The sequence below is a fragment of the Leptospira borgpetersenii serovar Javanica genome (assembly GCF_003046425.1).
Taxonomy (GTDB): Bacteria; Spirochaetota; Leptospiria; order Leptospirales; family Leptospiraceae; genus Leptospira; species Leptospira borgpetersenii.
The window spans coordinates 116214-140000 of record NZ_QAJG01000009.1; the positions used below are offsets into that span (position 1 = coordinate 116214).

Annotated in this window: 20 protein-coding genes and 1 pseudogene (1 of these 21 cut by a window edge); 12 read left to right on the plus strand and 9 right to left on the minus strand. The window is 41.6% G+C overall.

What is annotated here, in order from left to right:
* Nucleotides 1-685: 685 nt before the first annotated feature.
* Nucleotides 686-1165, plus strand: coding sequence for a peroxiredoxin (locus CLV95_RS09315; RefSeq protein ID WP_002722201.1), 480 nt, complete (start codon nt 686-688; stop codon nt 1163-1165).
* Nucleotides 1166-2887: a M61 family metallopeptidase gene (locus CLV95_RS09320; RefSeq protein WP_002732208.1), complete on the plus strand. Its 1722-nt coding sequence runs from the start codon at nt 1166-1168 to the stop codon at nt 2885-2887. It abuts the gene before it with no gap.
* Between the two features lie 129 nt (nt 2888-3016).
* Here the strand turns inward: CLV95_RS09320 and CLV95_RS09325 are convergent, their stop codons facing one another.
* A complete protein-coding gene (locus CLV95_RS09325; RefSeq protein WP_002722237.1) occupies nt 3017-3772 on the minus strand; it encodes an SDR family NAD(P)-dependent oxidoreductase in 756 nt (251 codons plus the stop codon).
* 79 nt (nt 3773-3851) lie between these two features.
* Between CLV95_RS09325 and argB the strand changes: the two genes are divergently transcribed.
* Both argB and CLV95_RS09335 read left to right on the plus strand, forming a co-directional pair.
* A complete protein-coding gene (argB, locus tag CLV95_RS09330; RefSeq protein WP_002736629.1) occupies nt 3852-4727 on the plus strand; it encodes an acetylglutamate kinase in 876 nt (291 codons plus the stop codon).
* A 163-nt stretch (nt 4728-4890) separates the two neighbouring features.
* The gene (locus CLV95_RS09335; protein WP_002722247.1) at nt 4891-6639 is read left to right on the plus strand and encodes a SpoIIE family protein phosphatase; all 1749 of its coding nucleotides are present in this window, start codon (nt 4891-4893) and stop codon (nt 6637-6639) included.
* 72 nt (nt 6640-6711) lie between these two features.
* Here CLV95_RS09335 and CLV95_RS09340 read toward each other — a convergent pair whose 3' ends face one another.
* Nucleotides 6712-8046, minus strand: a complete 1335-nt coding sequence (locus CLV95_RS09340; RefSeq protein ID WP_002732174.1) for an ATP-dependent 6-phosphofructokinase — start codon at nt 8044-8046, stop codon at nt 6712-6714.
* A 112-nt stretch (nt 8047-8158) separates the two neighbouring features.
* Here CLV95_RS09340 and CLV95_RS09345 point away from each other — a divergent pair, with 112 nt between their 5' ends.
* Nucleotides 8159-9079 (plus strand): LIC_20087 family outer membrane protein, encoded by a 921-nt coding sequence (locus CLV95_RS09345; RefSeq protein ID WP_002732087.1) that lies wholly within the window; start codon nt 8159-8161, stop codon nt 9077-9079.
* 327 nt (nt 9080-9406) lie between these two features.
* Here the strand turns inward: CLV95_RS09345 and CLV95_RS09350 are convergent, their stop codons facing one another.
* The 6 genes from CLV95_RS09350 to CLV95_RS09375 all read right to left on the minus strand — a co-directional run bounded on the left by CLV95_RS09350 (nt 9407) and on the right by CLV95_RS09375 (nt 16745).
* Nucleotides 9407-9736, minus strand: a complete 330-nt coding sequence (locus CLV95_RS09350; protein WP_002722216.1) for a hypothetical protein — start codon at nt 9734-9736, stop codon at nt 9407-9409.
* 49 nt (nt 9737-9785) lie between these two features.
* Nucleotides 9786-13529: a methionine synthase gene (gene metH / locus CLV95_RS09355; RefSeq protein WP_002732175.1), complete on the minus strand. Its 3744-nt coding sequence runs from the start codon at nt 13527-13529 to the stop codon at nt 9786-9788.
* 46 nt (nt 13530-13575) lie between these two features.
* A complete protein-coding gene (locus CLV95_RS09360; RefSeq protein WP_002732204.1) occupies nt 13576-13875 on the minus strand; it encodes an indolepyruvate ferredoxin oxidoreductase subunit alpha in 300 nt (99 codons plus the stop codon).
* Nucleotides 13876-13949: 74 nt separating this feature from the next.
* Complete coding sequence (gene ahcY, locus CLV95_RS09365) at nt 13950-15260, minus strand: adenosylhomocysteinase (RefSeq protein WP_002722228.1); 1311 nt, start codon at nt 15258-15260, stop codon at nt 13950-13952.
* A 2-nt stretch (nt 15261-15262) separates the two neighbouring features.
* Nucleotides 15263-16240: an ArsR/SmtB family transcription factor gene (locus tag CLV95_RS09370; RefSeq protein WP_002722230.1), complete on the minus strand. Its 978-nt coding sequence runs from the start codon at nt 16238-16240 to the stop codon at nt 15263-15265.
* A 40-nt stretch (nt 16241-16280) separates the two neighbouring features.
* Entirely contained in the window at nt 16281-16745 is a 465-nt protein-coding gene (locus CLV95_RS09375; protein ID WP_002722189.1) for a DUF1564 family protein, read from the minus strand.
* Nucleotides 16746-17379: 634 nt separating this feature from the next.
* Between CLV95_RS09375 and CLV95_RS19070 the strand changes: the two genes are divergently transcribed.
* Together CLV95_RS19070 and CLV95_RS18825 are read left to right on the plus strand one after the other, a co-directional pair.
* Entirely contained in the window at nt 17380-17550 is a 171-nt protein-coding gene (locus tag CLV95_RS19070; protein ID WP_002732154.1) for a hypothetical protein, read from the plus strand.
* 142 nt (nt 17551-17692) lie between these two features.
* Nucleotides 17693-17798 (plus strand): annotated as a pseudogene (locus CLV95_RS18825) (acyl-CoA thioesterase); the annotation flags it as partial.
* Nucleotides 17799-18070: 272 nt separating this feature from the next.
* Here CLV95_RS18825 and CLV95_RS09385 read toward each other — a convergent pair.
* Nucleotides 18071-18877: a TIGR01458 family HAD-type hydrolase gene (locus CLV95_RS09385; protein WP_002732179.1), complete on the minus strand. Its 807-nt coding sequence runs from the start codon at nt 18875-18877 to the stop codon at nt 18071-18073.
* A gap of 907 nt (nt 18878-19784) precedes the next feature.
* Between CLV95_RS09385 and CLV95_RS09390 the strand changes: the two genes are divergently transcribed.
* The 5 genes from CLV95_RS09390 to CLV95_RS09410 all read left to right on the plus strand — a co-directional run.
* A complete protein-coding gene (locus CLV95_RS09390; RefSeq protein WP_002729400.1) occupies nt 19785-20300 on the plus strand; it encodes an LB099 family protein in 516 nt (171 codons plus the stop codon).
* 22 nt (nt 20301-20322) lie between these two features.
* A complete protein-coding gene (locus tag CLV95_RS09395) occupies nt 20323-20886 on the plus strand; it encodes a tetratricopeptide repeat protein (protein WP_002732167.1) in 564 nt (187 codons plus the stop codon).
* Between the two features lie 73 nt (nt 20887-20959).
* Nucleotides 20960-22444, plus strand: a complete 1485-nt coding sequence (locus CLV95_RS09400; RefSeq protein ID WP_002732219.1) for a polysaccharide deacetylase family protein — start codon at nt 20960-20962, stop codon at nt 22442-22444.
* Between the two features lie 44 nt (nt 22445-22488).
* On the plus strand, nt 22489-23235 hold the full coding sequence (locus CLV95_RS09405; protein WP_002732159.1) for a class I SAM-dependent methyltransferase: 747 nt from the start codon (nt 22489-22491) through the stop codon (nt 23233-23235).
* On the plus strand, nt 23232-23787 hold the 5' portion of the coding sequence (locus CLV95_RS09410) for a chromate transporter (protein WP_002732188.1). It continues 911 nt past the right edge of the window; 556 of the gene's 1467 nt are visible here — the first part of the coding sequence; its start codon is at nt 23232-23234; the stop codon falls past the right edge of the window. The genes CLV95_RS09405 and CLV95_RS09410 overlap by 4 nt, the downstream gene beginning before the upstream one ends.

Here is a 23787-nt window from a genome sequence, read left to right on the forward strand (position 1 = left end):
ATCCAATCTTTAAGGAAGAAGGGACTTTGGCAACGATTGTTTATGTTCAAAACCTGTCGTAAGACCGTAGAATTCAGCATTCATAATCCTTGTCCCGAAATATTTTTGCTGAAAAAACGCTTGAAACCGGATTTTCGAAGTCCGTTCCCCGGCGAGGATTGCGAAAAATTATCCCCTTTGAAAAACGAATTTTCAATGACGGCTTTCAGTTTTTGGACAAACCCTTTCCAAAAAGATTCCGAAAACTACTACTCGTCACAAAACCCGAAGAAGAATATCTCTAAAGGATCCGCAAGTTTCTAAAAAACGTGGGAGTTCCTACAGAAACCGTCACATTGGCGGTTTTCTCCTGTTTGTAATAGCTCCTACATTTTTGTAAAACTCAAGCCGCCACGATTCCCAAGAGACCCGCGACAGGATTTTAAAACGGGCTTTGATTACGGTATTCTTTTTATGTGACCGAGTAGTAAATCTGGGAACTTTTGTACAAAATCTAAGAATTGAAAATCATATCCGGTTGGACAAGATTTCCGATGCCGATTTTCCCCGAACCAATAAAATTCCTAATACGATTTAGCAATTACATTCCTTCCAAGTAAACCCCGTCTTTAAATCTTTCATACTATTTTGAAAAGCGGTTGCATCTCACCTGAACTCGATATTCTTACTCCCGGAGGAAACTTGAATGTCAGATTCAATGTTAGGAACAAATCTGCCCACGATCAGTTTGGAAAGTACGGAAGGTAAAAATGTCAAACTTCCAGAAGACATCGCCGGTTCTTGGACTCTTCTCTATTTTTATCCCAAAGATGATACTCCGGGTTGTACCAAACAAGCCTGTAGTTACCGGGACAATATAGGAGAATTCAAAAAAATCGGAGCCAAAGTGTACGGAGTAAGTCTGGATCATTTAGACTCCCATAAAAATTTCATTCAAAAATATTCTTTGAATTTTCCGCTGTTGTCCGATCCGGATCACAAACTCAGCGAAGCCTTGGGAGTTTATGGTGATCAGGAATGGAAAGGTAAGGTTTTCAAGGGACTTTCCAGGGACTCTTTTCTAATTTCTCCGAATGGAAAGATTCAAAAGGTTTGGAGAAAAGTTGACCCGACGACTACGGTGGAAGAAACTCTCCAAGAGATTTCCAAAGCTAGCGGTACATGATTGTCTAAACTTCACTTTTCCATTCAAGAATATCAACTTACTGGACATTACCTTCAAGTGGAATTGGAGATAATGTCCCCCCGAAAAGAAATCATTCTTTCTCTTCCCGTTTGGTCCCCCGGATCCTATATGGTTCGAGATTACTCCAGGCATATTCATAAACTCGAAGTCTCTGCTTTAGGGAAGAATAGAAAACGTCCGGAAGTTTCGCAAATTGATCTCGATTCCTGGAGCGTCCTTTGTGAGGGGACATCGTTTCTCATACGTTATGTGGTCTATGGTTACGATTATTCGGTTCGTTCCAATTATTTTACGACCGAGTTTTGCCTTTTGCACCCGCCCGCCTTGTTCTTATATCCAAAAGACGAAAAAGTTTCCGAAATCACATTAGAGATTTCGAATTCCCTTCCCTTTGAATTTTGTCACTCGGGTTTAGACGGCAAAGGGAAAAAACGTTTTTCCAAAAATCTGGACGAATTCTTGGATGCTCCCATTCTTTTATCCAACCGCGCAGCCATTCCGTTTCATGTGGGAGAATGTGTTCACGAAATCGTACTCGAAGGAGAATTATCCAAATCTGTTCAGAAAACCCTGATCCCGGATTTACAAAAAATTACGGAAGAACAAATCCGTTCTTTCGCCGGCTCGCCGAATAACCGCTATCTATTTATTCTAATCTTATCCGAAGGGGCTTACGGAGGTTTGGAACATCTCAATTCTTCCGTAAATATGTACGATCCTTTGAAGGCGATTTCAAAAGACGGATACCTAAAACTTTTGGAACTTTTATCCCACGAATACTTTCATCTCTGGAACGTAAAGCGCATTCGTCCCATTGCATTAGGCCCTTTCGATTATCAAAAGCCGAATTTAACAAGAGAGTTATGGATAGCGGAAGGAATCACTTCTTTTTACGACGCATATTTTTTAGTCAAAACCAAACATCTCAACGCGGAGTCGTATCTTGCAAAAGTAATGGAAGATTTACTGAGTCTGGAAAAATCGGAAGGCGAATCTTGGATGAGTCTTGAAGATTCTTCGTTTACGGCTTGGACCAAATTTTACAATCGCCTGAACGATCCGAACGCGAATAACACTGGAGTTTCCTACTACGTCAAAGGAAGTATTTTAGCTCTGGCCATGAATCTTCACCTTTTGTCCGAATCCTCAGGCGATCATTCTCTTTTAGATGTGATGAACGAAGTATATCAAACCTTCCATTTAGGAAAAAATCGGGGGTTTACAAAAATCGAATTCTTCGAAGCGGCAAAAAAACGTACCGGAATCGATTTAAAATCAGAATTCGGCGATTATCTCGACAAACCGATTCCGATTCCGATTGAAAAATACTTTCACAAAATCGGCGTTAGACGATCCGATTCGAATCCGGAAGTAGAACTCGGTTTCGGAACCAGGGAAGATAAAGGAAATCTCATCATTCATAAGATCGATTGGAAATTTTTAGATCCCTCTGTGGATTTGAGTCAAGGAGACGAGTGGATCGCATTGAACGGAACTCGAATTCATTCCGGAAATCGAAAGAATCTTTTGAAACAATTTAGGGCGGGTGAAAAAGTGGAACTTTTGATCGCAAGAAAAGGGAAAATCCTCAAAAGGAAAATAAAACTTTCCAAACGATTTCAAACGAGCCAATTTAAATTCGAAGAACAAATATCCGAGAAGCAAAAAAGATTACGTAATCTTTTTTTCGGAATAAAGTAACGTAAAATCCTTAGAGCGACGCACTTTAGTTTTCTGCTTTATCAGAAAGATCAAGCGGTAACTAAAGCGTCTCGCTTCTATTGGCGCTCGACGGGTTCTTATATGAAAATATCCTAAATTTCAAATTCTTCAAACCGCAGTGATCCCGCCGTCAACGACCCAGTTTGCACCGTTGATATAGGAGGAGTTTTCGTTCAACATAAAAGCAACGACCCTCGCGATTTCGCAAGGATGCGCTATTTTGCCGGACGGAGTCATGGTAATGATTTTTTGTCTATGATCGGAAACTTGATCTTCCTGAATTCCCATCGACGTTTCCATATAACCCGGACTGACCGCATTCGCAGTAATTCCGAAAGGACCCCATTCATCCGCAAGAGATTTTACAAAGCCGATCAAAGCGTGTTTCGATGAGGAATACGCGACTGAATTTGCAGAACCGATCAGCGATAAAGAAGAGGCGATAAATACCAATCTTCCTAATTGCAAATTTTTGAATATAGGCAAAAGAAACTTCGCAATCTGAAAAGAGGAACGAATATTTATCGAAAAAATACGATCCCATTCCTCCAGACTGACTTGAGTGATTTTATGATAAGGCCCTCCGTATCCGGCACAGTGAACAAAACCGTACGGAATCTGATTTTGGGTAGAAATCGTATTTTCCCATTCGGAAAGCGAGGAAATAAGTTCTTCATCTTTCGTAAGATCCGTATTCAGAAAAAGTTCTCCCGACAAAATTTCCTTCGGAACTTGAATATCTAAATTGGTCACGGAATATCCTTCGAATACAAGAGATTCAGCGACGGCTCTTCCCAAACCTCCGCTTCCTCCGGTAAGGATCACATTTCTTTTTTTGTTCGTTTCCTGATTTTTCGGAGACAATCTATAACCTCATAGTAGGCAATCTATTACTCTCTATTTCTAGATGACAGAGGAAGACACAAGGATTCTTTTGTTTCTCATGGAAAAACTTTTGGAAAGAGTCAATCATATCCTAGAAGCCCTTCCTTACATCACCAAATATTCAGGCAAGACGGTCGTGATCAAATACGGCGGAGCCGCGATGGCTAAGGCCGATTTAAAAGAATCTTTTGCTAAAGATATCGTTCTTTTAAAGTATGTAGGCATCCATCCCGTAATCGTTCACGGAGGAGGACCTGAAATCAATCGCCTCTTGGATAGCTTGAAAATTCCGACCGAATTCATTCACGGACATAGAGTCACCGACACTCAGACAATGGAAGTTGTGGAAATGGTTCTCACCGGTAAGGTAAATAAACAAATCGTTTCTATGATCAATTCTCAAGGTGGAAAGGCTGTCGGAATTTCCGGCAAGGACGGTAACCTCGCAAAAGCGGTCAAAGCTCCGATAGAGATCGAATTGGAAGGAAAGGAAAAACAGCTCTTCGATGTGGGGCTTGTAGGAAGAATCGAATCCATAAATCCAGAAATTCTTCATAACCTCCAAAAGGAAGGGTTCATTCCGGTCATCTCCCCGGTAGCGGAAAGTGTGGAAGGAGACAGCCTAAACATCAACGCGGATACTTTCGCCGGTGAAATCGCAGGCGCTCTCAAAGCGGAAAAACTGATTCTTCTTACCGACACGGAAGGGATTTTGATCGACGGTAAATTAGCGACCGGACTCAGCCGAGGTAAAATGAAGGAATACATTCGAAAGGGAGAAATTTCAGGCGGAATGATTCCTAAGGTGGAATGTTGTCTGGCAGCAATCGACCAAGGAGTGAATAGAACTCATATCATTGACGGAAGAGTTTCTCATTCCATCTTGATTGAAATTTTCACAAATCAAGGCATCGGTTCTTTGATCGAATCATGATTGACACGATTCCTTTTTCGAAGAGGGTACCATCATGCGTTCGATTAACGTCAATTTGTCTCGTTTTCCCGAAGTTTTCGATTCGTTGAAACTCCTTGACAAGGGAAACTTTCCTGTGTTCAATGATTGAATTCCTTCTACAAAAAAATCCCAACACCCCTTTATGAGTGAAAGGCAGTTATCCTTATCTTTAATTTCCAACATTACGGCGAAAATTAACTCGACCGACAACCTGGAAGAACTTCTTAACATCATCATAGAAACCACAAAAGACGTCCTCAACACAGAAGGTTGTTCCCTCCTTTTGTATGATCGGAACGAAGATTGTCTCGTTTTCAATATTGCTAAAGGCACAAAAGAGAAATCCCTTACGGAACTGAAAGTCCCAAGAGGGAAAGGGATTGCGGGAATGGTTCTGGAGACATTGGAACCCGTAATCGTGAACGACGCAAAAAACGATTCTCGAATTTATAGAAACATCGACGAGACCGTGGGATTTGTTACCTATAATCTTATCTGTGTTCCGATGAGCACTCAAGGGGAAATCCAGGGTGTATTGGAAGCGGTCAATTCTCTAGAAAGAAAAGAATTTACGAACAAAGACATTAAGATTCTTCAATATCTTTCGGATCTTGCCGCAATCGCAATTCGAAATCGAAGACTGATTCGAGATTTGAAAAGCCGCGCGAACGAACTTGATTGTTTGTTTCAACTCAGTCAGGCGATCTCGAATATCTCGGAGATGGATCAATTTTTTAATCTCACCGTAAATTCCGTTTCGGAAATTATGGGAGCAGAAAGAGTTTCTTTAATCTTTTTCAATCCAAAGAACGGAAAATACGAACTCAAAAAAAGTATCGGCTTCAGTCTTAAAGAAGAAGAACATTTCATCAACGAAAAAGAAGGCGTAATCCGCAAGGTTATCGAAACCGGTAAACCGATTCTAGTCCAAAACACCTCTTCTATCATGGAAGACTGTGTTCGTCCCGAAAGGTACAAAACCAAATCCTTTATTTCCGTCCCGATCCGCCAGGACGGAAAGATCATCGGAATCCTAAATTCTGCGGATAAAAAATCGGGAAACAACTTCGACAATGCGGATCAAAACGTTTTGAGTACGATTTCCAACCAGATAGCGGAAGCTTACAATTCCCTTCTTTCTAAGGAACAAAAAGAAAAACTCAATTCGATCCACAGAGATATGCAGATCGCTTCCCAGATCCAAGTAAATTCCTTACCAAATATTCCTAAGAAGATCCAAGGTTTGGAATTGGAAACGAGTTACATCGCTTCGAAAGAAATCGGAGGCGATTTTTACGATCTAATCTATCATAATCCGGACGAAGTCAGTGTTCTCATCGCAGACGTTTCCGGAAAAGGAATCGCCGCCGCGCTCTTTATGGAATTTTCCAAAACGATCATCGCAGGAGAAGTTTCCAGAAATTCCTCGACTAGTATCAGTTTGATGAGTGCAAACCGAATTATCCAGGAAAAATCCGGATATTTTATGTTCGTCACAGTAATGCTCGCAAGAATCAATATGGCGAAACGAAAGATTCGTTATTCTAGTGCAGGCCATAACGAACAACTCCTTTATAAAGCCAAAGAAAAAAATGTCGTCAGCCTTTCCGGCAAAGGAATGCCTCTCGGAATTAAAGAATCAGAGATTGACGAACACGAGCTCGATTATTATCCCGGTGATCTTTTAATTCTCTATACGGACGGGGTCAGCGAGGCTATGAACGAATCGAACGAGATGTACGGTCTTGAAAATCTCACTAAGCTCATCGAACGAAATGGAGATATGCCTCTTGGAGCTTTAAAGGAACTCATCATCGATACGACTGATGCGTTTCGAGGAGATGCAGATCCACACGACGATTATACATTGTTTATGATTCGTCTTCCGTAACAGAGGACTGAAGCGGCAAAGCCACTGGGCTTCCCTACGGGAAGCAATTGTAAAACGATATTTCTTAAAATATCAAATAATTCTGACGTAATTTACATTTCTGTCCTCTGAATGTTTGGCCAACATATGCGCGGGCTGACCCGTGGAAGCCAAAAGAGATCTCCAAAGAGTACTTTTGTCCGGTTGCAACACTTTTCTTTCCTGAATCGCAAGAGAAATCGGAAGATGTATGAATACGTTGTTCCACATTCCCACAACCATATCGGTTTTACCGGCCATCGCCGCGTGAACCGCATTTTGAGCCAAAAAACCACAGAATACGGAATCTTCCGCGTTAGCCGGAATCGATCGAATGATATAACTCGGATCTATGTATTTGATGTTCACTGGAATGTTTTCTTTTTTGAAAAACTCAGTCATCGTATCCTTGAGGAAAAGACCGATATCCCCCAGTTTCAGATTCCCGGAAGGGTCTCTTTCTTCCGTCGAATCGAAAAATTTCTGCCCGGCTCCTTCCGCCACGATGATAACCGCGTGTCCCTTCTTTTGGATTCTTTTGTTGAGATCGTCCAAAAACGCTCCACTTCCATAGAGGTCAAAATTCACTTCGGGAATTAGGCAATAATTTACGTTTTTAGAAGCGAGAGCAGCATTTACCGCGATGAATCCGGAATGACGTCCCATCAGTTTGACCAAGCCGATTCCGTTCGGCGCTCCTTTCGCTTCCACATGTCCACATTCCACCGCTTCCATCGCCTTGGAAAACGCAGTAGAAAAACCGAATGTTTTTTGTACATAGTTGATATCGTTGTCGATCGTCTTCGGAATTCCAATGACAGAAATTTCCATCTTTCTTCTGGTGACCTCATCCACGATCTCCCGAGCACCTCGAAGAGTGCCGTCTCCTCCAATACAAAAAAGCATCTTTACTCCGTAAAAGCCGAGACAATCCACCATTTCGACCGGAGATTGATTTCCTCTGGACGAAGAGAGCATAGACCCACCTTCATCCGCAATATGCGCCACTTTTTCAGGCGTGAGTTCGATCGGTTCGTAGGAATATTTTTTTACAAGCCCTTGATAACCGTAGGGAAAACCTAAAATCCTGGAAACTCCGTAACGATAATAAAGCTCCATTACTATCCCTCGAATCACGTCGTTGATTCCGGGGCAAAGACCTCCGCAAGTTACGATTCCGGCGGTCACTTCTTTGGGAGAAAAATATATTTTTTCCCTAGGTCCGGCCTGTTCGAAAAAATCGGGATTACCTTTCACATAAGAATTCCAATCCTCTTCCGATTGAAACACAGTTTTAAATATCAATCTGGAGGAATCACTCGTGTAATATTCATAATTCGCGGGACTAGGTATCGAACATTGACCAAAATTTTGAATTCGTGTTTCCATAACGGGGTCCTCACACAAATAGTTTCGAGAATCCCCGTAAAAATCACCTCATTTTGCAATTTTATACTGACAGTTCCGTTCTATTTCCATAGTCTTACAGATGGAACATTTTATGAACAAAAGGAGATCCTTCATTCTATTTTTGTTTTTATTCGGAGTTTCGATCTTTTCGGTCGAAGATCCTTTGCCAAGCCCGTTCGAACCTTATCATCTTTCCCGTGATTTCGATCTCAATCGACAGAAATACCTACAGGTAATTGCAATTCCCTATAAGGACCCAATGGAACTCAAGCTCGGACCGGAAAATGATTCCGTTCCCCAAAACAAAGCTCCTGAGATTACTTTTATCAAAACTCCCGGACTTTCTTTTTCAGGAATGTTCCAACCATTCTTATTTTCCGTGGTCCCTCAAGAAAGCGTTCAATTTTTACCCATTTCCGAAACCATTCTCGTAGACCAGGTTCCTTCCAGGAACGGCAAACTGGCATCGGGAGCTTTTTCCGAAAAAAGGACCATGGATCGGATTACCGATTCCAGAAATCAGATTCCGGGTTTCGGTTTGACTACAAATTCTCTACAAAACGGAAGTAATTCCGGAGTGATGTTTCTTTATATGAAACGTCATGCGGGCTTGGAAATGGACTTTAATGCGAGAATGATCGGCAACCAAGCAGGGCTTGCATTTTTAGAATCTGCAAGATCCACGATTGCATTCAACTACTCCGTGTTTCCGGAAATCGGAGAAAGTTCTAAGATGAATTTTTTTCTTCAATTTTCCAGTATCAAACGTTTCCAGGATAGAGGTTCGGCTTATAGCGGAGAGCCGGGAAATCATTTTCGCGGCATGAAATCGTACGAATACTATTTGAACCCCGGAATTTCCTTTTCCTCCCGAAATTTAAGTTTAGAAGGGATGGTAAGAGTTCCTGTTCCGACCGCGGGCCAACTCGGGGGAGAACAACATCAATGGATGCAGGATGTTCAGGGAATTCTCGGGATTAAATATAGTTTTTCGGAAACTTCCTCTAAGTAACAACATTAGAAAATCATAACGTTTTGGTCTAAAAGTTTGGAGAGTAATCTTCAATTCAAGGATCGTTTTGTCGTATCGTAACTTTTCGACGTGAGAACGATTCCACGACACTATATTTAACGTGAGTTCGGTAGAAGAAAATGAAAATGAATTTTTCATCGGACGACCCGAAAACGGCGATCCATCTTATAAATTCGACCTTAGAATCTACATTTTAGAATTTTATAGAGACGCTCTAAAAGTATGAGTTCCTACAATTTTAGAAAAATGAATCTCCAACCACCGAACTCATATTATTTATAGTCACTGTTCGGAATATTACAACTGTTAATCAATAATCCCTTGTTTTTTGAGAGAGAAAGTAAGATCCATCTTATTGATTAAATGTTTCGCTCTTCCAAAGCGAATCATATACTTTGGCTCGGAATCTTGTTTTGAATAAAAGACTTCCAAACAAGTTTCGATCACAGGACAAGAATGATCCGTACAACCAATTTCCGTCAGTTTTAAAATTTCGTTTCCCTTGAGTTCAAGAGGCTCTTTGAGCCAAGAAATCAATGTAGGATGAAATGAAAATTCTTCGGTTGCATTTCGAGTCTCAGAATACACCGGACCGTGATCGTGTACCAAAAAATGATTAGGAATGTTCGGTTCCATAATTTTCTACTCTAATAAGACGAATAGAATCGAAATTAGGTTCGAAGTTTTATCGGACCACCGAAACCGCAAGAGGATCATAGGCAAGATTCGGAGCCAGCCAACGTTCGACTTCTTCGACACTCATGACCTTTCGTTTTGCGTATTCTTCAATTTGATCTCGGTTGATCTTTGCGACCGCGAAATATTTTGATTTAGGATGCGCAAAGTAGAGGCCGCTGACTGAACTTGCAGGCCACATCGCAAAATGTTCGGTAAGTGTGATTCCTGTATTTTTTTCAGCCTGCAATAAATCGAATAAAATTCTCTTTTCGGTATGATCGGGAGAAGCCGGATAACCCGCCGCCGGACGAATCCCCCTGTATCTTTCACGGATTAGATCTTCGGGAGAAAGATTTTCATCCTTGTCATAACCCCAATATTCTTTTCGAACCTTGTAATGCATGTATTCCGCAAAAGCTTCTGCAAAACGATCTCCTAAAGCCTTCGCCATAATCGAGTTGTAGTCGTCTTGGTGGTTTTCGAAATCTTTCGCGAATTCCTCGACTCCGTGTCCGGCGGTAACAGCAAATCCGCCTATATAATCGATCCTCCCAGAATTCTTCGGAGCGATGTAGTCCGCCAAACAATAATTCGGCTCCGATGAGTCTTCTTTTTGAATCTGCTGACGAAGTGTATGAAACACTGTGAGAAGTTTAGAACGGTTTTCGTTTTCATAGATTTCGATGTCGTCTCCGACCGAATTTGCCGGAAAAATTCCAATTACTCCTTTCGTCTTAAAAAGTTTTCCGTCCACGATTGTCTTCATGAGTTTTTGCGCGTCCGCGAAAAGTTCTCTCGCCTGTTTTCCAGTAGTTTCACTTTCCAAAATCGCGGGATATCTTCCCTTGAGTTCCCAGGCGGTAAAAAACGGAGTCCAATCAATAAACGGTATCAACATTTCCAAAGAAATTTCTTCGTCAAAAATCCGTATTCCTGTAAAAGAAGGTTTATCGATTGTCGCAGCCGTCCAATCGATCTCTTCCCGATTCTCTCTGGCTTGTTCCAAAGAAATTAATTTTCTTTCCGCCCTCGTATTGAAATAATTCTCCCGGGCCGTTTTTTGGTCTTCTTTGATCTTTTGAGCATACCCCTCGTTTAAATCCGGATGTAAAAGCTGATTTACCACGTTTACAACCCGAGAAGCGTCCACAACATGTACTACAGGTGGATTATATACGGGCGCGATTTTTACCGCAGTGTGCGCGGAGCTCGTGGTCGCTCCTCCGATCAAAAGAGGGATTTCGAAACCGGTTCGTTTCATCTCGGAAGCCACGTGTACCATCTCATCGAGTGAAGGAGTGATAAGCCCGGAAAGACCGATGATATTAACGTTATGTTTCCTTGCTTCTTCCAAAATTTTATCGGAAGGTACCATCACGCCTAGATCGATCACTTCGTAGTTATTACATGCAAGAACGACTCCGACGATGTTCTTTCCTATATCGTGAACGTCTCCTTTTACGGTCGCGATCAAAAACTTAGGACGGGCAGCCACATTCTCCGATTGATTTTTCTCTTCTTCCATAAAAGGAAGAAGATAGGCCACGGATTTTTTCATGACTCGAGCGCTTTTTACCACTTGAGGAAGAAACATCTTCCCGGCACCGAATAATTCTCCTACGATTTTCATTCCGTCCATCAGAGGACCTTCGATGACGGTTAACGGACGTCCGTACTTAAGCCTAGCTTCTTCCGTATCCTGATCGATATACTCCACGATTCCCTTGACCAGTGCGTACGAAAGCCTTTCCTCGACCGTAGTTCCTTCTCTCCAAGCTTCCCCTTTTTTTTCAGATTTGTCCCCGGAGGATTTTATACTTTCGGCAAATTCCACAAGACGTTCAGTTGCGTCTGGTCTTCTATTTAGGATTACATCTTCAACATATTCTAATAAATCTTTCGAAATTTCTTCATAGACCGCAAGCATTCCTGCGTTTACGATCGCCATGTCGAGTCCTGCTTGTATCGCGTGGTATAAAAAAACGGAGTGCATCGCCTCTCTCACGGGATTGTTTCCTCTAAAGGAAAAAGATACGTTGGATAATCCCCCCGAAACTTTCGCACCCGGACAAAACTTTTTAATTTCACGGACAGCTTCTATAAAGTCCACTGCATAGTTATTATGTTCCTCAATTCCGGTAGCCACGGTCAGAATATTAGGATCAAAGATAATGTCAGTCGGACTGAAATTCGCCTTCGTTACGAGAAGGTCATATGCCCTTTTGCAAATACGAACCTTCTCATCCTTGGTCGCGGCTTGTCCTTGTTCGTCAAATGCCATCACGATCGCGGAAGCTCCGTATCTTTGAATTTTACGAGCGTGTTCTAAAAATTTTTCCTCTCCTTCTTTGAGAGAAATGGAATTTACAATCGGTTTTCCCTGAATACATTTCAGACCTTCCTCCAGAACACTCCATTTGGAAGAATCGATCATGAACGGAACTTTTGCGATATCTGGTTCGCCCGCGATGAGATTTAGGAAATGTCTCATCGATGCCTCGCCGTCTAACAGCGCTTCATCGAAATTGATATCGATGATATTCGCTCCCGCTTCCACTTGTTGCAACGCAACAGAAACCGCTTCTTCGAAATTTCCTTCGATGATGAGCTTTTTGAATTTAGGAGATCCGGTAACGTTGGTTCTTTCCCCTACGAGCAAAAATCCTTTATCAGAGGTGACGTTCAACGGCTCCAATCCAGAAAGTCTTGTGATTTCTTCGATCTGAGGAAGTACTCTTGGCTTTTTTCCTTGGACCACTTTTGTGGCAGCGGCGATATGTTCGGGAGTGGTCCCGCAACATCCGCCCGCAATGTTCAACCAGCCAGAACTTGCAAACTCTTGAATATAAGCTCCGAATTCCTCCGGAGTCTGGTCGTAACCTCCGAACGCATTCGGCAATCCCGCATTCGGATAACAACTGATATAGCAGGATGAAATTCTTGCAAGTTCTTCGATATAAGGACGCATTTCGTCCGCACCAAGCGCACAATTGATTCCCACCGAAAGAGGATTACAGTGTGCAATGGAATTGTAAAATGCCTCCACAGTTTGCCCGGAAAGAGTCCTTCCCGAAGCGTCTGTAATCGTTACGGAAAGACACACAGGAATTCGAACTTGAAGATCCTCGAATACTTGTTCGATCGCAAAGATTGCCGCCTTCAGATTCAAAGTATCGATATTCGTTTCGGGAAGAAGCAGATCCACCCCCGCTTCCACAAGAGCGCGCGCTTGTTCGTAAAAAGTCGCAACCAAATCGTCGAAAGTCACCGCACGAAACGCAGGATTGTTTACATCCGGAGAAAGTGTCGCAGTACGAGTCGTAGGCCCGATTGCACCGGCCAGAAAACATGGATGGTGGCGATTTGTCCTTTTAAACTTTTCAATCGCGTTACGCGCGCATTGAACCGCAGCCTTGTTCAAATCCACGACGAGAAACTCCGTTTTATAATCGCCTTGAGAAATCTGATTCGAACTGAACGTATTTGTTTCTAAAATATTGGCGCCCGCTTCCAAAAATTTAATGTGAATCGCTTCAATTACGTCCGGTCTTGTCAAACAAAGAAGTTCGTTGTTCCCCTTGAGAGGATGCGGATGGTTTTTGAGAACCTCCCCTCTAAAGTCGTCTTCGGTGAGAAGGAATCTTTGAATCATCGTTCCCATCGCCCCGTCTATGACTAAGATTTGTTTTTCGAGGAGCCCTAGCAATTCCTGGGATGAACGATTGGTATAGTTCTGAACTTTATAAGTCATAAGCAAACTTCTTTGATAATTCTAATAAATAATATAACATTAAATCCTAATATTCCGGATTTATACATCCCTCTTTTTTGAGAGGAACTTTCACGTCTATGATAACGGGAAAATGTTTCGCTTTATGGACATTTTCCGCGATCCAGTCACGCCAGATAGACGGAACTTCGTAATCCGGATAAATCGCTTCTACCGGACATTCCGGTCTGCATTTATTACAATCGATACAGACGGTAGGCTCGATATAAAGACAATTAGCCCCCTCTCGAAAAGCTTCCACAGGACAAACTGCCGCGCAATACGTGTATTTGCAATTTCTGCAAGGTTCTGTGACAACATAAGCCATTCGAAAAGTCCGATCCTTCCGAGACGGACAACGAACCGTAAAGTTCGAAGTCCGCACTTGGAAAGGCTTGTAGATTAATATCTATAGTTCTCCGGCTTGAAAGGTCCGTTGAGCGGAACTCCCAAATAGTCGGCTTGTTTCTGGTTCAGTTTTGTTAAACGAACTCCCAACTGTTCGAGATGAAGAGCAGCCACTTTCTCATCCAAATGTTTCGGAAGGGTGTAGACCCCGAGTTCATATTTGTTGTTGTAAAGTTCGATCTGAGCCAATACCTGATTGGTAAACGAACAGGACATTACGAACGAAGGGTGACCGGTTGCACAACCTAAGTTTACAAGACGTCCTTCCGCGAGAACGACGATGGATTTACCGTCAGGGAAAGTATATTTGTCCACCTGAGGTTTAATTTCTTTTTTGGTTACGCCTTTTTCGGAATTTAATCTGGACATTTGGATTTCGGTATCGAAGTGTCCGATGTTACAGAGGATCGCACCGTCTTTCATCGCTTTCATGTGTTCGAGAGTGATGATATCGTCGTTCCCGGTCGCGGTTACTACGATGTCCACCTGTTCGATAATGTCTTCCACACGAAGAACCTGATAACCTTCCATAGAAGCTTGAAGAGCGCAAATCGGATCGATTTCGGTTACGATCACTCTCGCGCCGAAATTACGAAGAGAAGCGGCGGATCCTTTACCTACGTCTCCAAAACCGCAAACGAGAGCCACTTTACCTGCGAGCATAACGTCGGTCGCTCTTTTGATTCCGTCCGCGAGAGATTCACGACATCCGTAGAGGTTGTCAAACTTAGACTTGGTAACAGAATCGTTTACGTTGAACGCGGGGACTTTCAATTCCCCCTTTTTGAGTAACTTGTAAAGACTCTTGACACCTGTGGTCGTTTCTTCGGAAATACCACGAATTTCGCTTAACAATTTAGGATACTTCTCGTGAACGTAAGCAGTGAGATCTCCTCCGTCATCGAGTATCATGTTCGGTCCTTTGTCTCCGAAGAAAAGGGTTTGTTCGATACACCACCAGTATTCCTCTTCGGTTTCTCCTTTCCATGCAAAAACGGGAATCCCGGCCTTAGCGATCGCAGCGGCGGCATGATCTTGAGTTGAAAAGATATTACAAGAAGACCAGCGAACCTCCGCTCCCAATTCCGTCAGGGTTTCGATCAAAACCGCGGTCTGAATCGTCATGTGAAGAGATCCAGCAATTCTTGCACCCGCCAAAGGTTTTTTACCTTTGTATTCCTGTCTTAACGCCATAAGACCGGGCATTTCTTTTTCCGCCAGGATGATCTCCTGCCTTCCCCACTCAGCTTGGGAAAGATCCTTTACTTTATAGTTTAAACCTTTTTCTTGTGTTATTGCGGACATTTTTAGTCCTCCTTTTTCTTTGCTTGAATGATCAAAATTTTGAAAACGTTACCCGTATCAAACTCCTCGTAAGAACCGACCCTAAAACCAGAAAGTTCCAACCAATCTTGTAGAAGAGAATAATCAAATCCCAACCAAAGGTCGGAGAAATTATCCCTCATAAACTCTTGATTGTGTTTTTTCAAATCCACAAGACAAAAGGTTCCGTCGGGTTTTAGAATTTTATAAATTTCACGAATTACTGCGGGTGGATTGGAAAGATGATGAAGCACCATGGAGGCAACGACCGCATCAGCTTGCTCTCTCGCGTAAGATGCCACGTCTTCCAAAGGGGAACAGATCAAGGATACGTGAGCATTTCCCGTAAATGTTACCTCCGCCTCTTCCACCATCTTAGGAGACGCATCGACTCCGATCACCTGATCCGACTTCGTTAAAAGATAAGGGATCAAACCTCCAGGACCACATCCCAAATCGTAAACTAAGGAGGAAAAATCAGGCAAATAAGAAAGAATTTTTTTACGATAGATTGCAGGATCCAGCACATCCTTTTGAATCGATTCCCAATCGTGAGCTACATTATTAAAATAGAATGTACTTTTTTGGTCCCTTCTGGAAAGAATTTCGGCAATCTGAGCTTGATCTATCGTTCGAAATGGCAAATCTTCTTTGTAGGAAAGAAGAAGCTCGGTAACCTCGGAAGAAAAAGCAGAGGCCTTTTTTTCCTCTGGAATTCGATAGTATACCCAGGACCCTTCTCTTTCAGGAATCAAGAATCCCGCGTCGGTTAAAATTTTAAGATGTCGAGAGACGCGAGACTGGCCCATTTTTAAGACTTCTGTAATTTCCTGCACATTCAAAGGGGATAAAGAAAGAATATGAAGAATTCGAATCCTTGTTTCATCCGAAAGCGCTTTTAGAGCAGAAAGAATCTGCTTCGGACCATTACCAGAAACAATTTTGGCTTCTAAAAGCTTCATCCGGCCAAGATATCTTGATATCTTGATATCTGCAAGTTTTTTATGAAGGGGAAGGAAAAAGTTGGGAGAAGAACCGGTTTTTGGGTGGGGAAATTTCTCTGAGAAGGGTGATTTTTGTAAGAGCTCCTCCTGTTTGGTAGTAGGGGATTTCGTTAGTATTCTCCCACTCTGCTAAGATAGTAAAAAGGAGACAACGGGAAACACCTAATCCAAGAGCAAGGACTCCCAAAGTGACCCAATCCTTTTCATTTGGACGAAAATTCATCTTTTTTAGTTTTAAACCTTTTCTCTGATAGCTCACTGCAGGGAAACTTCTTCCTAAAAATTTCTTTTCGAGCGCGCATTTCTGATATTTCTTTAGGAGAAAACTCAATTCTTGACTCAATTTATTTGGCTTTAATTTTCTCAAGTGTACAATCTGCTCCGGAATGAGGAGAGTGACAGGTGTTCCTTTTTTTCGGAAGGTGATTTCTCTTTTCGAACTAACTTCTTCTTTTAATCCCATACCTAAGCGGTTCTTTCAAGTAATCAGTAGAATTGGTTAAATTCGAGTTTTCGGGATTTTTTGAGGTTTCTTGAAAAATTTTTCAACGAGGGACGTCGATTCCTTTAACTTAATGTGAATTCGATATAAGAAAGTTTGGGCAATCCAATTCCTCCGGAACTTCCAAACTAAAGTGCGCTGCTCCCTACCATAACCTTACCCACAAATACTTGGATCTGAAGATAAATCTGTCGGAATTACTACAAATCCTCTGTGAAACTTACGCCCCACCCTGATTTTGGGTGGAGGGGAGAGGCGGTGGGAAGACTCGGGAGGTTTTCTTTACCACAAAATCATACTTCTTGCAAGTAAAAAGCCTCATTCTTGTCGGAACACTTGAAAAATATCAGTTTTTGATCCTTATGATCCCAAAAGCCTTCTTAACTTGTGGGTAACGTTATGGCTCACTATGGATCGCAGCATAATAATCGCTTTCGCATTTGTTAACTCACGTTAATTACAGAATTCTTTAGAAATTTTGTAAGAGTTCCTACTCCAAAACCCCTTTCTCAGTAATATTCCTCTTTTTTTGTAAGATCTCCTACAAATTCTCCTTATATTCTAAAATGATCAGCCGCTTTATACTCCAAAAAAGATGAAACTCTCTTCTAACGCAGTAGAAACCGGAATTTACCTCCTGCGAAAAACCGGACCCGTCGGAATCCAAGAGATCGTGGACCCTTCCAAGATTCCCAAAGAATCTTTTTACAATTACTTCTCACTTTCTCTTGGAAGTCTTAGAAATATACGAACCGCAATCCAATAGAACAAATATGTCTTAGAAGAAGGAGGACTTCCTTCTCTCCGCTTTCTCTACGAAAAAAAGTAGATTTAGAAAAGAATTTCCTCCAAGAAGAACTCTCTTGTCTTATCATGTTCTCTCTCACATCATCTCAAGAGGAATTATTGAATCTCTTCAAAGTTACTTGGACGAGGCTAGAATGAGAGACTGGGGTTTTTCCATGGAAAGATTAAAAACAGGGCTTTGTACCGATGATTTTTTCGATTCTTCTTCTTGAATGAACTACGACTCTCAAAGGAGAATTGTAAAACTTCTCAAAATTTTACATAGACCAACAGCTAGTTAATGTAAGTTAATTAATGCGCAAGCGATTGAAGCGTAGGGAAACTCAAGTTATCTCGCTTCTATAATAAATTGTAACTAAAGACGAAATATCGCATTACGTTTCTTTCATCCAATTTATTGACTGGATCTGAAAGTGCAATCCCGTCTTTACAGCATTGAACTCATATCCTACTTTTCGGTTTGATATTTTGAAACAGTTTTATAATTTCTGAAAAAACGGAATTAATGAACTTATATTTTCCCAAATGGCATCGGGACGAACATTCGAATCTTGCAATATTCCATTCCGATATTTCCCGGTTTTTACGAGAACCCCCCGGATCCCACAAACTTGTGCACCACCCACATCCGAATCAAGATCATCCCCGATCATAATTGTCTCAGACGCTTGCGTGGAAATCATTTCCAGAGCAGCCTTAAAAAACGCCGGAGAAGGTTTTCCTATGATCTCGGCTTTGACACCCGTTGCATATTCTATTCCGGACACGAAAGCCCCTATATCCAACATCAACCCTTCTTTTGCCTGCCAATACTTTCCTTTATGAAGAGCGATCAATCTGGCTCCACCCTTCACTTTTTGAAAGATATCATTTAAAATCCCATAATTCCATTCTTCTCCGATATCTCCGATTAATACGGCTTCTGGAATTTTCCGTTCGAAATTGATTTCTTTCAAATCCTTTTTAACTTCCTCTCGAATGACGAAAAAAGTTTTTGGATTTCCTGTTTCTCGGATATATTCGCCGGCAGCCCGGGGAGAATTCAGAACTCTTTTTTCCTCCACGGGAATTTTTAGATCGTTTAGGAATTCGGAAATCCCCTGTCTCGATTTCGTAGTCGTATTCGTTAAAAACAGATGAGGTATATGATTCTCTTTTAAATAAGAAACCGCCTCCCGTGCCCCGGGAAGAACAGAATCTCCCGTATACAATACTCCGTCCAAATCCAACAAAACACCTCGAATAGGCGTTTGTATTCTTTTTTGCAGAATGGTATTTTCATTCATATGAAACCCAATTCTAACGCATTTTTCTAAATTTACGACCCTCTATTTTGAAAATCCTTTTCATCACATTCCATTCTTCTAAATCGTATTTTCTTCCATCAGAAAATCTTCTTGAAATCAAAAGTATACCTCCATTCAACCGCACAAAACCAAAATCCCGGAATTTTTATCCGAGATATTGGAATCGCTGACATCACTCCGAAAAATATCAACTAGCGATTCAAACAAGTTTGAAAATCCTTATCAAATCTACCGAGCATAAGTTCCTAACTTATGCTCGCTTTCGTGAAAAGTTTCCGAGTTAGACATGTCAGTAGATAAAGTCATTTTCCACAGCTCTTGACCAAAACGCTTCAGACACGTAAAAAACTCATTTCCATTGTTCGTAATATTATTTTATGTAGATTCTTTACTATTGCCGGATATTGTAATTTTTGCAACCTCTGGTCTGACGTACTTTTAGAATCTCTAATTTTTACATTTAAAAGAACGCGGGGATAACTTCTCGTCTCGAAACAAAACCCAAAGAGGCAAATAAAGTCTGTATACTTTTTAAAACCGAAATATCGTTTCTCCTTTCATACCGTCTGGAATCCATTCTTATAGTCTATATCGACTTTCCTTTAAAACTGTTTCAAATGCGACTACGAAACGTAATCCTTCATTTCGCTTATCAGAGGAAGTTACGGCGAGGCTCGAGTGAATTGGACCGCTTCAAATTCACAAAAGTGGCAACATGATAGTAAGTGTTTAATTACTTCAGTGTACTTTCGAAGATAAGAAATACATTCGAGAAATTCTTTCCAAATTCGGAAAAATGTTTTCAAGTTAACCATATTGTGGTAATTATAGTTTCTAAAGTTTGGAGAGTTAACGCTCTCCGGAAATTTAACGAGCGTAAAACAATATGGAAATCTACGAAAAAGAAAAACGAAAACTACTTTCAGCATCTACACCGGAGCAGTACATCGAGTTATCCATCAAATCGAAACTGACCGGGCCCAAAAAATCTAGTATTACGTCGGAATGGCTTACATCCACCGGGTATACAATTGAGGATATCAAATATGCAAGAAACCGTCACCCCTTCTGGAGAAAGAAGAGGAATCAAGGCTCATACGAACGTAACAGTAAACGTTTGGAACAACATAATTATTACCGAACGGATCGGAAGATCGTTTGGGATAAAGGCAAACTAGCGAAGTTCTTCGACCTCAACTCGAAAGGGTTAGCTGATCACGAGTTGGCAAAAAATTTTAGAACTTCGATTCCAGCTGTGAATCATATACGTAGAAAGTTTCGCTTTGCCTCTCAGCTTCTACAACTCGAAAAACAAAAACCGGCAAAGGGTGGAATTTTAAAACTTTGCACCCATAGTGAATCGGTTTTAAAAAGGTTGATCCGAGAGAAAGGAGGACAATAAATCTCTTTCGGAGGTTCTTTGGTTGGTCCCCGGTCTTAAATCGAGATTTATATCGATTTTTATTTTTTTCCTAACTATTACGCTGTTTTCTGCCTGTTCTTTCAAACAGGAGAAAACAAAGGAACTGGTTTTCATCCGCAAAACCGATCTGAATTCCTTTCAAGAGGGGAATTCTAAATTCAAGAACGGGGACTATTTGGAAGCGATCGAGTTTTATTCAAGAGATCTGGACGTCAATCCGGACAATCCGGCCTCACTTAACAATAGAGGACTTGCCAAAAGCAAATCCGGTAACAAAACAGGAGCGATTTCCGATTACGACCAGGCGATTGAAAAACGAGAGAATTACTCGATCGCTTTCAACAACCGAGGCTGTGCAAAAATGAAAGTTTCCGATTATCGAGGGGCGATCGAAGATCTTTCTTTAGCGATCCGTTTGAAACCAACTTATGCGAATGCACTCAATAACCGCGCTGCGGCAAACTGGACAGTGAAAGAACAACAAAGCGCTTGCGAAGATTGGAAAAAAGCGGCAAACTTAGGGCATAACGAAGCCGAAAAATCCTTTGTAAAATTCTGCAATTGAAAACCTCGGGAATCGCTTGCCGGGGAAAGCGGTGTTAAAACACTAACCGAAGACCTTTCTCCCGGATTTCAGAATGCAAACAAAACCATTTACAATTCGTTTTAAAACGTTAATTTCCTTTTATCCAAAAAAATGGAACACAATGTTTTGTTTTCTCACTAATAACATTATGCGCAATATCCTCATCACTCTCACAATCTTTCATCTCTTAGTATCTTCGATTCTTATCGCTTCTCCTCTGAACGATTTCCTCAACCCTGAGAAGAAAAAGCTGACTACTTCATCTTCAAAAAAAGATAAATCTTCGTACACTCTCGCAGATTCCTCGCAAAAAACCGTTTTAAAAAAAAATCAAAAAGAAAGAACGGAATCGACTAACGTAGGCCCTGATCAGTCCGAAGATAAAGCTTCCCCTAAAAAATCTGCAGTTAAAAACCGAAAAGAACCCGATTCAAAATGGGAAAATCTCGACATTTCCAAGAATTCCAAAAAGAAAAAATACGAAGACGCGCTTCCAACCGTTAAAGAAGATACTCCACCTACTCCTAGTTATACGATTCAGGGAGTCGAATCCGTTTCCGGAGGCGGGATTCCCGTTCTTTGTTATCACCACTTAGCGCCCGAGGGTGGACCAATGGGAGGTTATAATCTCCATCCGAACCTTTTGGAAGAACAATTTAAGTTTTTGAAAGCTACAGGTTACAAGACGGTTCGACTAGATCAATTCTATGCTTATATTAACGGTAAAAAAACTTCCGACTTTCCGGATAAACCGATCTTACTGACATTCGACGACGGCTCCAAAACACATTTAGAAGTTTTAGTTCCTCTTTTAAAAAAATATGGTTTCACCGCTTCTATCTTCATCTATCCCTCGATTATTTCTTCGGGGAAAAAATACTACATGACTTGGGAAGAATTAAAAAGGGCTTTGGACAGTGGAGTTTTGGACCTAGGCTCTCATACTTTATACCATCCGAAACTTCCGATGATGAGTCGGGCGTTAATTCGAAAACAACTCGCGGAATCCAAACAAATCTTAGAATCAAAAACAGGTAGAAAGGTAGTCGATCTCGCGTATCCCTTCGGTCTCTTCGATCCGAGAGTAATCGAGGAAGCGAAAGCAATCGGCTACAGAATGGCGTTTACGGTCAACCCAGGTAAAAATCTTCCGGGAACCCCCATTTACAACATACACAGATCCTTAGTTCCTTGGGGACAATCTCAGCCAGCATTTAATTCCATTCTTACAATGGCGCCTCCTCCAAAGATCTCTATTTCCATCCAAGACGGATCTTGGGTAAAAGCGGGTCAAGAATTTAAGATCCACCTTGAAGGGGTTCAATCCGAATCGGTTAGTATCAAGATTAAAAGTAAGAATGTACTCTTAGAAAATCAATCTCCAGATTATACGGTAAAGATCCCAAGTTTCGCAAAAAAATCCACATTTCTTCCCCTGATGGTGCAAGCTAAAACGAAGGACGGTAAACAAATCCAATATCAGTACCTTTTTATCAATCAAAAGGAATTTCAAAAACATCCGGACGGTGATTTTTAAATTCCTGATTGAAGTCATATTACGATCTTTGAAAATATCAAAGCATGAATTTCAAAGACCATTTTTCTTCTTATTCCTCTTCTTACTCCGAGTTTAGACCAGGTTATCCGCTTGAATTGTTTTTATATCTCAAGAACCTCGTTCCGAACGCAAAAACAGTCTGGGATTGCGGGACTGGAACGGGTCAAGCCGCAGTTTTTCTTGCAGCAACTTTTGAAAAAGTGATCGCTACGGATCCGAGCACAAATCAAATCTCAAACGCCGAACCTCGTAAAAACGTCGAATACAGAGTCTGCAAAGCGGAAGACTCTACATTAGAAAATCATGAAGCGGATTTGATCACAGTGGCTCAAGCATTTCACTGGTTCGATTTCGAACCATTTTACAAAGAAGCCATCCGAGTTGGACAGAAAAACGGAATTCTTGCGATTTGGGGTTATGGTCTGCATAGAATCTCCCCCGAAATCGACGATGTCGTGGATAAACTTTATAGAGTAATCGTCGATTCGTATTGGCCGCCGGAAAGAAAATACGTGGAAGAAGAATACAAAACGATTCCCTTTCCTTTCGAAGAGATTATCCCTCCCCCGTTCAGCATGAAGGAAGAATGGACCGTAGATCAAGTATTAGGTTACCTCAGAACCTGGTCCAGCGTCCAGAAATACATTCAAAAAAATGAATCGGATCCGGTTCTTTTAGTCGAGGCGGAAATTCGAAATTTTTGGGGTTCAACCCGAACCAAAATCGTGGAATGGCCGCTCTTTTTTAAAATCGGGAAACTTCCAGCTTGATTCCGTCTTTTAAAGAAGCGATTCGTTTTTGGTTCCGACTCGGCTGGTCCAATTTCGGCGGCCCCGCGGGACAAATCAGTCTGATGCACAAAATGCTCGTCGAAGAAAAGAAATGGATTTCCGAGGATGAATTTTCACACGCCCTAAATTACTGTATGTTTTTACCCGGTCCGGAGGCGCAGCAGCTCGCGACCTACTTGGGTTGGATTCTACACGGAACCAAAGGAGGAATTTTTGCAGGCCTATTTTTTATTCTTCCCTCCGTTTTGATTTTTTTAGGAATTAGTATATTCTATTTTACTTATGGCTCCGTTCCTTACGTGACCTCGTTTTTGAACGGGATCAAACCCTCGATCCTCGCGATCATTCTACTTGCGTTCGGGAACCTGGTCCGAAAGAGTTTAAAATCCGAACGCCAAGTCCTTTATTTTGTTTTGACTACGATCGGAATTCTGTTCCTCAACGTCTCATATCCGATTCTTCTTACAGGAGCGATACTTTTAGGAACCTTTTCCTTTTATGCCGCAAAGAAGAATCGTACTCTCGTTGACT

Excerpts from the sequence above, each read along its gene's own strand:
- CLV95_RS19070 (WP_002732154.1), top strand. The coding sequence starts at position 17,380 with ATGAAACTCTCTTCTAACGCAGTAGAAACCGGAATTTACCTCCTGCGA.
- metH (WP_002732175.1), bottom strand. The coding sequence starts at position 13,529 with ATGACTTATAAAGTTCAGAACTATACCAATCGTTCATCCCAGGAATTG.
- argB (WP_002736629.1), top strand. The coding sequence starts at position 3,852 with ATGGAAAAACTTTTGGAAAGAGTCAATCATATCCTAGAAGCCCTTCCT.
- CLV95_RS09345 (WP_002732087.1), top strand. The coding sequence starts at position 8,159 with ATGAACAAAAGGAGATCCTTCATTCTATTTTTGTTTTTATTCGGAGTT.
- CLV95_RS09340 (WP_002732174.1), bottom strand. The coding sequence starts at position 8,046 with ATGGAAACACGAATTCAAAATTTTGGTCAATGTTCGATACCTAGTCCC.
- CLV95_RS09335 (WP_002722247.1), top strand. The coding sequence starts at position 4,891 with ATGAGTGAAAGGCAGTTATCCTTATCTTTAATTTCCAACATTACGGCG.
- CLV95_RS09360 (WP_002732204.1), bottom strand. The coding sequence starts at position 13,875 with ATGGCTTATGTTGTCACAGAACCTTGCAGAAATTGCAAATACACGTAT.
- CLV95_RS09370 (WP_002722230.1), bottom strand. The coding sequence starts at position 16,240 with ATGAAGCTTTTAGAAGCCAAAATTGTTTCTGGTAATGGTCCGAAGCAG.
- CLV95_RS09400 (WP_002732219.1), top strand. The coding sequence starts at position 20,960 with ATGCAAACAAAACCATTTACAATTCGTTTTAAAACGTTAATTTCCTTT.
- ahcY (WP_002722228.1), bottom strand. The coding sequence starts at position 15,260 with ATGTCCGCAATAACACAAGAAAAAGGTTTAAACTATAAAGTAAAGGAT.
- CLV95_RS09350 (WP_002722216.1), bottom strand. The coding sequence starts at position 9,736 with ATGGAACCGAACATTCCTAATCATTTTTTGGTACACGATCACGGTCCG.
- CLV95_RS09315 (WP_002722201.1), top strand. The coding sequence starts at position 686 with ATGTCAGATTCAATGTTAGGAACAAATCTGCCCACGATCAGTTTGGAA.
- CLV95_RS09405 (WP_002732159.1), top strand. The coding sequence starts at position 22,489 with ATGAATTTCAAAGACCATTTTTCTTCTTATTCCTCTTCTTACTCCGAG.
- CLV95_RS09390 (WP_002729400.1), top strand. The coding sequence starts at position 19,785 with ATGGAAATCTACGAAAAAGAAAAACGAAAACTACTTTCAGCATCTACA.
- CLV95_RS09375 (WP_002722189.1), bottom strand. The coding sequence starts at position 16,745 with ATGGGATTAAAAGAAGAAGTTAGTTCGAAAAGAGAAATCACCTTCCGA.
- CLV95_RS09385 (WP_002732179.1), bottom strand. The coding sequence starts at position 18,877 with ATGAATGAAAATACCATTCTGCAAAAAAGAATACAAACGCCTATTCGA.